The organism is Pseudomonas sp. Q1, from assembly GCF_009935975.1.
Taxonomy (GTDB): domain Bacteria; phylum Pseudomonadota; class Gammaproteobacteria; order Pseudomonadales; family Pseudomonadaceae; genus Aquipseudomonas; species Aquipseudomonas palleroniana.
Window position 1 is genome coordinate 306,545 of the sequence record NZ_QODI01000008.1, and the last position, 10,157, is coordinate 316,701.

Below are 10,157 nucleotides of genomic sequence, written 5' to 3' on the forward strand. Positions count from 1 at the left end.
GAAGCCTTGGGCATCACCGATTTGAATGGTGGCGCGCTCTTCAAGCTGAGTTCGGAATAAGACATAGGGGCCAGCACCCTACCGGCAAGGTCAGGTGTTGCACTCAGTTTTTGCCGCCGCCGTCCGTTAGGCCAGAAGGCACTTTGGAAACGTTAAAAAGATTTTTTTATAACGGATGAGGCATTTTTGCTAATCATCTTCTACTTTGGACTAGGCACGCGTTTCGCTTCTAAGGTCCTAGGGCACTAAATCTACCTCTCGGGACCTGTTCTGGGACGCATCAGCTAGAGAGTTAAGGTCTGTACAGCATACCGGCTCTATTGGCCAGTTTCAGGTTTGGAGGTGGCTCTGCTCAATGAGGGGGCTTTCATCACCCCAAAACAACAGAGCGCCTGCTTTCGGCTGACCGAGGAGGCCGGACTCAGTTCGTTCACGATGGCAATCAGCTGTCATTAGAAGCCATTCGGTAAAAAAGCAACACCTGATTTGTTAAGGCTTTATGTTTAGATCAAGGACTTGATAGTGGATTTGGCGGCATTTGGCGTGGTGCGGTGCGACAGCCTCCTTGTTTAACGCTTAGGCTTTTTACGTGCTGCTCAGCAGCAAGCGGCAGCCTAGCTTTAAAAGGATATCCGTATAACCCGACCCAGGAGCTTCGGAGGATTTATGACTTATAATTTTGCGGCCCCCACTGGAAGTGAAAACCAACCATTTTTTACGTTACCTTCGTTACCCAAAGGCGGCGGAACCCTGGCGGGTAACACGGGCGTGCTATCGGTGGGCGGGCCAGACGGTAATGCCGGCTGGCAAATCCCACTTTCTCACTTTCCCGTACCAACGGGCCCCCTGACCTGCAAGAGCGCTGTTTTTCAAGCCACCCTCCCTGATTCAAAAGGGAGTCAATGGGCAGCGGCGGGGCTATTAGTTAATCCCGCCGCCCTGCCTGAGTGCTGCTGAAGCGCCAATGCAAACAGCAAGTTTCCCTGAGTTGGCTGTTTCCTTCTGGAGGCGCGACCCAGCACGCCTTGTTGGTTTTAAGAACGACACTGCTCGTTGCCTTATCAGACATGTTGACAGGAAGGTCGCGCTCGATGCCCAACACCTTACTCTCCCTGCATGCCGACACCCCCAGGGTGGCTGGCGCGTTCCGCACCCTGTCCTTCCTGCGCACACCGCAGGCCCCCGAGGCCCCGGCCCGTCGGCTGGTCAGTCGCGCGCAGCAACACCCGTTCAGCCGTACCACCCGGCTGTTCGGGGCCCGGGCCTTGGACCATGAAGCCACCGGCCACGCCGATGCGGTGACCGTCGCCGGCCTGACCGGCCAGCCGCTGTCGCTGCACACCGCCGATGGAGATGCGACCCTCACCCTCACCGATGCGGCGGGCCGATCGCTGTGGTCGCGCAATGCCCAGGGCACCGTCAGCGTGCTGCACTATGACGCGGCCCCTGCCGGCGGCCGGCCGCGGTCGCTGACCGAGATCGCGGCCGGCGCTTCCGCCGGTCGTGTCCGCGAACAGTACGCCTATGTGCCTTTGCACGAGACACCGTGGAAAAATTTGAATCTGGCAGGCGGCCTGTCCGAACACCGCGACAATGCCGGTATCCACCGTCCACTGAGTGCCTCGGTGATGGGCCAGCCGCTGGCCGCCGAGCAGTGCCTGCTCAAGCCGGAGGTGGACCTGCCAGACTGGGGCCGCCACACCGAGGCCGACACGGAGGCGCCTTTGCGCGTCAGTGGCCGCTACGATGCGACAGGCGCACCGCTGAGCACCACGAACGCGGCGGGTGTCACCACCCTGACCGATTACGCCATCAATGGCGCAGTGGTGCAAACCCGCCTGGCCTACACCGAAGCCGGAATACCCCAGGAGATCGTCACCCTCCAGGCCATCCGCTATCGGGCCGACGGGGTGGTGCTGTCGCAGCGCGCCGGCAACGGTGTCATCGACACCTATGAGTATGATCCACGGACCCAGTACCTGACCCGGCACCTGACGGCCCGTCCAGCCGGACATCCGGAGGGCGCCTTGTTGATCAGCGACCTGCACTACCGCTACGATGCAGTGGGCAACATCCTCAGCCTGGACGACCAGGGGGCCGACCCGCAGTGGCATGCCAATCAGCAGGCCACGGGGTTGCGAGAGTACGCCTACGACACGCTGTATCGGCTCACCCACGCCACGGGCCGGGAACGCAGCCCAGTGTCGCGCTACTACCCTGGAGAGACGAGTGCGGGCAGTGTCTGGCGGCCCTACAGGGAAACGTACCAGTATGATAACGGCGGCAACCTGACGGCGATCCACCATGTCGGGGGCGCCGGCGACCGCACCCGTGCGCTAGACGTCGCGGCGGGCAGTAACCGAGCGCTGGCGGCCGAGCACCCCCTGACCCCGGACACGGGCTTCTGGGCCGGGGGGCTGCAAAAGCAGTTGACCAACGGCCGGCCGCTGCACTGGTACGCCGACAACCAATTGCGCCAGGTCAGCGCGGTGAGCCGCGATGAGGCGGCCGACGATACGGAGCGCTACCAGTATGCCGACGGCGGTACGCGGACGCGTAAAATTAACACGACCACCGTCAACGGCAGCCTCCAGATCACCTTGACCACCTATGCCGGCGACTGTGAAATCCGCCAGCGCCGGCTGGCCGGTCAGACAGCCCCGCAGAAACACCTCGTCATCACCCAGGCTGGCGAGGTGCGCCTGGTGGAGGACCGGCTCAGCGGCCAGGCCCACTTGCGCTACAGCTTCAGTGACCATCTGGGCAGTGTCGGGGGCGAGACCGACGTGACTGGCCGAATCGTCTCGCGGGAGGAGTACGCCCCTTATGGCGGCACCACCGGCAGCGATGAGGCGGCGACCGAGGTTAGCAACTTGACCCAGCGGACCCTGCGCTACTCAGGCAAGGAGTTGGACGCGACGGGGCTGTATTACTACGGTTGGCGGTATTACCAGCCGGAGCTGGGGAGGTGGCTGAGTGCCGATCCCGGAGGGTTGGTAGATGGGACGAATTTGTTCCGGATGGTTAGAAATTGCCCCTTAATGTTTCATGATAATACGGGTAGGTATCCGAAAAGCGCGCACTATATTTGGCTGGGAAAAAAAGAAATCGCTGCCAACGCCATGAGCAATATAATACATTTTAAATTTAATAATTCCGATTACAAGGTAAACCTCTGGAGTGATGCGCCGGAAAAACTCAAGAACAACCTAATCGAGCGTGGCTACAGCAAAGAACTTTTCAAAAAAATAAACATTCAAGCCCCAATTGGACTTTCCACTGAACTAAGTTCAGCCGTCGCCCGAGAATCATCAAATACGCCGTTCGCGAATTACGCTGCTGCTTCAGACCTTCTGCGACTAGGCGTTCTGGAAAAATTTGGAGGCGGGATTTATATGGATGTTGACGTGATGGTCGCCGGTAGGCTAGGGGAAATAAAGTCTCAGCGTATGAGTAGTGCTGGGCCCTCTGATGTGCTGATTCATCAAGAACTATGGGAAGGTAGAGCGCGCATTTCAAACGCTGTAATAGTCGCAAAGGAAAAAGCTAATAGCTTAAAAAGAATGATCAACTATGCTACAGCGCCTTACCGAGGAAAGCTATATGACATGGGGGTTGGGCGTTTTGCAGGCAAGGACGGACTAAGTGTTAAATTCCAACAGGCGCCCTATCATTCAGTCTCTGTCGATGATGTCATGTGGATCCTAAAAAGAACCATCCCTAAGGTTCGTCATGAGTTGACCATTCTTGCCACTGGCCCTGGGATGATTGATTCATGGGTTCAAGCAAGCGGTCTTAGTCCGCGCCTGCTGCCATCCAAATTCATTGGAGCGCCTGAACAGTTTGGTCAACGAGCCAATCACCCCTTGGGGAGTTGGGTAAAAGGAATGAACGGGGAAGGCTCATGGGTGTTTTCGTCAAGGAAAAGACGGGCATCATTAGGCTGACATACCGAACGATGCGGCAAGAGAGCTCTTTTGTTACGCGCTGCCATCCCCTTGCTAGCGCGCTTATTCGCGATTTACGAGAGCGTTCATGAGCGCGAGAGGTGCTCGAATATCAAAACGAATGCTTAAACTTTGACCGAAATTCTCCCTAAAAACTGTGCTTCGATCGTAAGCGACTCATAAACCACACATGGCAAAAAATGAGGTGTGTATTTAGCGCGAGATAGTCGGGGAGCAGTTCCACGGCAGCAAGGCTTCGAAGTCTTCTACCGAAGTCGCTTGCGGTAGGCGTTCAAGTACGTGGCGCAGCCACGTATACGGCTCCTGGCCGTTGGCTTTCGCCGTTTCGACCAAGCTGTAGATCTGCGCACTGGCGGTGGCGCCCTTGGGCGTGTCACTGAATAGCCGGTATAGGCGGTCGCGGTAGGGACGGCAGTTACCAGCCGCCCCCCGCACAGATCCGTACGTGCGGAGCTACCGCATACGGCTCCTGCCTCGGGTACGAGCTTACACCAATGACCGGGGCGTCTCCGGTTTCGGTGAGTGGCAACGATTCGACTTCAGTCGTCACGCGCAGACGGAGTGCTTCGGCATCGATCTTGGGCGTCAGGCGATTATGCCCCGCGGTAGGGACAAGCTGCCGATGATAGAGGCATAGCGCGGCTTTCACCAGACCCACGATGCCTGCCCCGTCTCCAGGTGACCGGTATGGCCCTTTGCGGAACCGATGGGAAGTACGGCACGACGGCTGCCCACCATCACTTCGGAAATGGAGGATGCCTCGATGGGATCGCCTACCGGCGTGCCGGTCCCATGCGCTTCGACATACACCACTTGTTCAGGGGCAACATCATACACCGCCTCCCTGCACTCCCTCTCAGGACACTTATAGAGATCAAAGAAAAACAGCCACCCATATACTCCAATTCGCGAATAAACATTCCCATACCGCAACAGAGACATGTGACTGATTGCGCATTGTCGAGCTCCACGTGAATGCGTGAATTTCCGCTCATATTCGAGGTAGCAGCATAATAAAATGCCTTCTCTTCAATATCAGCACTCAGGACCGCATATAGGGTTGCGGTAGGAATGGCAGTCACCTGCCACCCCCCGCACAGATCCGTACGTGCGGAATTATCGCATACGGCTCCTGCCTTGGGTTTAACGCCGAAGCGGGTTATGGGATCAGGATGCATTGGTAGCTCGCGCGGATAGGGAATGAACAGCCTGGCTAGCGCAGTCACGCGCTCCCAGTTCAGTCGATGTCGCTGACTCCGCCGTTTAAGGGCATATCTCCACGCTCCGATAATTTCCCGGCGAAAAGCATCCAGCCTCCGTGTATTACCGGGTACGTGGTAGTAATTGCAATAACCTCTAAACAGCTGACTCAACCACTGCCCGATCACAGGGACAGGCTCGTGCCTGCGTTTATGCAACTGCGCCCGTATTTCCTTGAGCATTGCTCTCATACGTTTGCTGATAGTCGTGCGCCCCACCACGAACATCCCGTTCTTGGTTTGACTACAGAAATGCGTGAACTCGAGGAAATCGAAAGTTTCCGGTTTCCCTTCGCCACGCTTCTTGCAGTCTTCGGCCGCGAACCAGCCAAACCGCAGCAGACGTGTTTTCTCTGGGTGTAGAGTCAGGTAGAACTGAGCGAGTCGAGCTTCCAAAGCATGGCGAAAGCTCCATGCATCTTCACGCTTTTCGAACCCAAGCACGATGTCGTCTGCATACCGCACGGCAACAATCTCGCCCTGTGCTGTACGCCCACGCCATTGTCTAATCCACAAATCCGTCACGTAGTGCAGGTAGATATTGGCCAGCAATGGTGAAATAGGCGCGCCTTTCGGTGTGCCCTGCTTCGCCGGGATTCGCTTTCCATTCTCGATAACGCCAGTACGGAGCCATCGAGCTATCAACCCTAACATTCGCCTATCTGCGATTCGGTGTTGCAAGAAGCACATCATCCATTCGTGATCGATCGTGTCAAAGAACGCCCGAATATCCACGTCCAATATCCACCGAACCCGAAAGTTCTGTATTCCCACCGACAAAGCATCCAATGCATCGTGTTGCCCTCGACCAGGGCGAAACCCATACGAGAGTCCGAGCAAATTCTGCTCATAGATCGCATTGAGCACCTGCCCTACTGCTGTCTGGACGATCTTGTCTTCCAGCGCGGTGACACTCAGCGGTCGCTCGCTGCCATCTGCCTTCGGGACGAAAACCCGTCAAACAGGTTTGGCTCGGTACCGCCCACTGTGCACTTTGTCATGCAAGGTTTTCAGTTTCTCTTGAAGATCTTGCTCGCACTCTCGCCACGATATTCCATCCACACCAAAGGCGGCGTCTCGCTTGAGGTTGTAAAAACTCTCGCGTAGTAGCTCGACCGTGACGTGGTGCAATAAAGTCGTGAACTTGACCCGGCGATCCTGCCGGGCTGCTTGACTTACAGCGGGCAACCCTGACAACGCACTAATCCGGCTCTGCGTCCGGGGCGCGGAAAGCTGCTCACTGTTCCCCTTGGCTAGCCCCCCTTTCCTCCATCGCCTCCGCCGGGCCAGGCCCATTGTTCGGCAACTTCTCAGGTACTACGGGGCTATCCGACTTCTCATTCGCGTAGACGGCAGACGCTCGGCTTGTGGCCTTTCCTGCCCCGTCTGGCTTGTCACGACCAGACACGAATGAGATCTCCCAGCTTCCGTACAGTTGACTTCCCAGCCTGCTCAGGGTCTACGACCGCGCAGGGCGTGATACATGACTTGCGATTATCGTCATGCACACTGTGGCCTTCCGCTTCGCTTAACACCGTCGCACCCCGGACTCATGATTTCGCGGCTCAATGGCTGGTCTGCTGGTTTCCCCTGCCAACGCTTCGCCGTACACCTCACGGTGCACAACGCATGACTCGGGGTCGAGGTGTTTCGCCATAACTTCTCTCGTAGGGACTTTCACCCTTTATCAACTGCCAGCTTGGCTGGCGCACTAAGCGATCCACGAAGTACACCTACCGCCAAGATCACTTTGTGTTTACCGTGGCGGCGTTTCCAGCGAGCAGTTCCATGGCAACAACGCTTCGTAGTCGGCCACCGACTGCGCATGCGGCAGCCGCTCCAGTACGTGGCGCAGCCACGTATAGGGCTCTTGGCCGTTGACTTTGGCCGTCTCGACCAAGCTATAGATTTGCGCACTGGCTGCGGATTCCACGGCCAAAAGTCACCGCGAACACGCCGAGTGGACGCCCCAGCGGTTGATCCGCTGGGCCGAGCAGACCGGGCCGAACACGGCCGGTGTCATCGCCTACATCCTCGAACGCCGGATCCATCCGCAGCACGGCTTCCGCGCCTGCCTGGGCATCCTGCGCCTGGGCAAACAGCACGGCGAAGAGCGGCTGGAAGCCGCTTGCCAGCGTGCGCTGGCACTGGGCGCGTGCAGCTACAAAAGCCTGGAATCGATCTTGCGCCAAGGCTTGGAGCAGCTACCGCTGGCCCAGCAAAACCTGCCGTTACTGCCCGAAGAACACATCAACCTGCGCGGCCCTGGCTACTACCACTGGCCTGAAAAAGGAGCACCAACATGCTGCCCAACCCGACACTCGACAAGCTACAAACCCTGCGCCTGCACGGCATGATCAAGGCGCTTGGCGAACAACACGCAACGCCTGACATCAACGATCTCAGCTTCGACGAACGCCTCGGCCTGATGGTCGACCGCGAGCTGACCGAGCGTGAAGATGCGCGCCTGAGTACGCGTCTCAAAGCCGCCCGACTACGCCACAACGCCTGCCTGGAAGACATCGACTACCGCAGCCCGCGAGGCCTGGACAAGGCCTTGATCCTGCAACTGGGCAGCGGTCAGTGGCTGCGCGATGGCCTGAACCTGATCATCGGCGGCCCGACTGGCGTAGGCAAAACCTGGCTCGCCTGCGCGCTGGCTCACAAAGCTTGCCGCGACGGTTACAGCGTGCGCTACCTGCGCCTGCCGCGCTTGTTGGAAGAGCTGGGCCTAGCCCACGGCGATGGGCGCTTCGCGAAACTGATGGCGGGTTATGCCAAGACCGACTTGCTGATCCTGGATGACTGGGGCTTGGCGCCATTTACCGCTGCGCAACGGCGCGACATGCTTGAGCTGCCGGATGATCGTTACGGCAACCGCTCGACACTGGTGACCAGCCAGATGCCGGTGGACAAATGGCATGCGCTGATCGGCGATCCGACCTTGGGCGATGCGATCCTTGACCGGTTGGTGCACAACGCTTATCGGATCGAACTGAAGGGCGAATCGATGCGCAGGCGCGCAACGAAATTGACGGCGATAGGGGCTTCAGACTAACAATGCAAACCTGCGTCGCTGCGCTCCGACTGCCTGTCCGAATGAGCGTGGAACGGGTGTCCGGATGTTGGTGGGCTGAGTGTCCGGATGGCATGGAATCCGCAGGCAGATCTCACCGCGAACGTGACTAAACCACTGACGCGCAGCATTACGTCGCTCAGACTCGTCAGCAACATTGCGTGATTATTGCTTTGATGATTTAAGGAATAGAGAGCTCGGTCGTCAATCGAGTCCCCCCCTGAACGACAGACCTCGCTAGCCGTACAACTCAATCTCAGCCATTTATTTTTTATGAAATTATCAGCACAGCATCGCGAGGCCCTGGGCTGCCGTTCAAGCGGTCCACAACAAGTTCTATTAACAATAAATATCACGATTGAACTTCGCGACAACAACCATGAACCTGACCCATTCCGTCGGAAAAAGAACACAAGGGAAGCACCGCACGCTCCGCTCGTAGCCCTGTAACGTCAAGCCGAAGACTATGCATCGCTTGCCGCAGATGGACGAAAGCTCTCCACAACCTTGCCTAATAAGCCATCTTTTTACGACTGCCAACGCCTCCTCCCCATCGCTACATATTGCTCGGTCATTTGACTGCATTTTGGAAAAATAGCGCCGCCCCACCAACGCAGGATTCCAAAAGCAAGCACTTCTAGCAGGCGAGTTTATTTAGCACATGCCCTAGGGCCAATCTCCAATCGTCATGCATCATAGCGTTGTTGACTTGAAATATTCAGATGCCAATTTTGACGGAACCAGGATTTGTGGACGACACAGGAGCGAGATCATCTCGTCAAATTTCGCTTTATCATCAACACTAGATAAAATTTTCTTTTGGGCGTCGCTGGAAAGCAACCGGCCTACACTGACCAGGTGCAGCGCGAGTCCGTCTGTAAAGTTATCATAATGGAAGAGCGTATCCGCAGCGCTGTTAAATAGACTGCCAGCCCTCTGCACTCTTTCGACATCATCCTCACCGAAGGATGCGCTCAGCCTCGCGCTACTTGTTTCCACAAAATTAAATTCCAGAGTATCATTCAGCGCCATATGGGCATGCTGTAAATACACGTTATCTTTAAGTCCAGCAAGAGGAATTTCCCACTTATATCGACCAAATCTGCTACTCGGTTTCCCCGCAGCGCCCTCCACCCCTAGAGAAAAAAAGGCAAACCCCGTAGTATTTAACTTTAAAACATCACCATTAGTCGCGCTGTACAAATTATAGCCACCCCCCTTACTATCAAGTAAATCACTGGATTTTATAGACACCTTGCCATTAGCCTTAATTTGAGATTTCGTGAAGTGTATTAACTTATATGGAATTTCCTTTGTACTTTCTACAAATTTTTTCTCTTCAGCAGTCAACTGCAGTCGGCCCAACAAGGCTTCGATGTTTTTTTTGCTTATATTTTTTACGTCGTCTTCCGCTGTGATTGCGCCTTTCCACATGGTGCCTTTTGACATTTTTTGATAACTGACAGCTATCCGCTTATCCCTTCGCTCAACCTTATTTTTAGGAACAATTGGCAAGAAAGTACTCGCCGCACTCAACGTTGACTCTGGACGTGGCGCCACTGGCGGCGGCATACGTCCGTCCCAATCCGTCCTGTTAACAGAGTTGTTTGTGCAGAACTGGAATAAATTCACCCCATCCACCAACCCACCGGGATCGGCACTCAGCCACCTCCCCAGCGTCGGCTGGTAATACCGCCACCCGTAGTAATACAGCCCCGTGGCGTCCAGCTCCTTGCCCGAGTAGCGTCGCGTACGCTGGGCCAGGCGACTGACCTCTGTCGCCGCCTCATCACAGCCCGTGGTGCCGCCATAAGGGGCGTACTCCTCTCGCGAGACGATTCGGCCAGTCACATC

At 56.4% G+C, this 10,157-nt stretch carries 5 protein-coding genes and 3 pseudogenes; 3 read left to right on the plus strand and 5 right to left on the minus strand.

The window, feature by feature from the left end; translation table 11 throughout:
* The first annotated feature begins 1,091 nt into the window (after positions 1–1,091).
* The gene (locus DK870_RS15290; RefSeq protein ID WP_161549037.1) at positions 1,092–3,947 is read left to right on the plus strand and encodes an RHS repeat-associated core domain-containing protein; all 2,856 of its coding nucleotides are present in this window, start codon (positions 1,092–1,094) and stop codon (positions 3,945–3,947) included.
* Positions 3,948–4,160: 213 nt separating this feature from the next.
* Here DK870_RS15290 and DK870_RS15295 read toward each other — a convergent pair.
* The 4 genes and pseudogenes from DK870_RS15295 to DK870_RS15310 all read right to left on the minus strand — a co-directional run.
* Positions 4,161–4,352: pseudogene (locus DK870_RS15295) on the minus strand (transposase domain-containing protein); the annotation flags it as partial.
* Between the two features lie 261 nt (positions 4,353–4,613).
* The gene (locus DK870_RS30015; RefSeq protein ID WP_161549038.1) at positions 4,614–4,805 is read right to left on the minus strand and encodes a hypothetical protein; all 192 of its coding nucleotides are present in this window, start codon (positions 4,803–4,805) and stop codon (positions 4,614–4,616) included.
* Positions 4,742–6,145, minus strand: coding sequence for a reverse transcriptase domain-containing protein (locus DK870_RS15305; RefSeq protein ID WP_372241677.1), 1,404 nt, complete (start codon positions 6,143–6,145; stop codon positions 4,742–4,744). Before DK870_RS15305 ends, DK870_RS30015 begins: the two co-directional genes overlap by 64 nt.
* Positions 6,146–6,983: 838 nt before the next feature.
* Positions 6,984–7,154: pseudogene (locus DK870_RS15310) on the minus strand (transposase domain-containing protein); the annotation flags it as partial.
* A gap of 10 nt (positions 7,155–7,164) precedes the next feature.
* Between DK870_RS15310 and DK870_RS15315 the strand changes: the two are divergent.
* Positions 7,165–7,506 (plus strand): annotated as a pseudogene (locus tag DK870_RS15315) (IS21 family transposase); the annotation flags it as partial.
* Positions 7,507–7,529: 23 nt separating this feature from the next.
* Entirely contained in the window at positions 7,530–8,285 is a 756-nt protein-coding gene (istB, locus tag DK870_RS15320) for an IS21-like element ISPsy14 family helper ATPase IstB (RefSeq protein WP_161549039.1), read from the plus strand.
* Positions 8,286–8,996: 711 nt separating this feature from the next.
* Here istB and DK870_RS15325 read toward each other — a convergent pair.
* Positions 8,997–10,157 (minus strand): RHS repeat-associated core domain-containing protein (locus DK870_RS15325; RefSeq protein WP_161549040.1); only part of this gene is annotated, 1,161 nt, incomplete at its 5' end.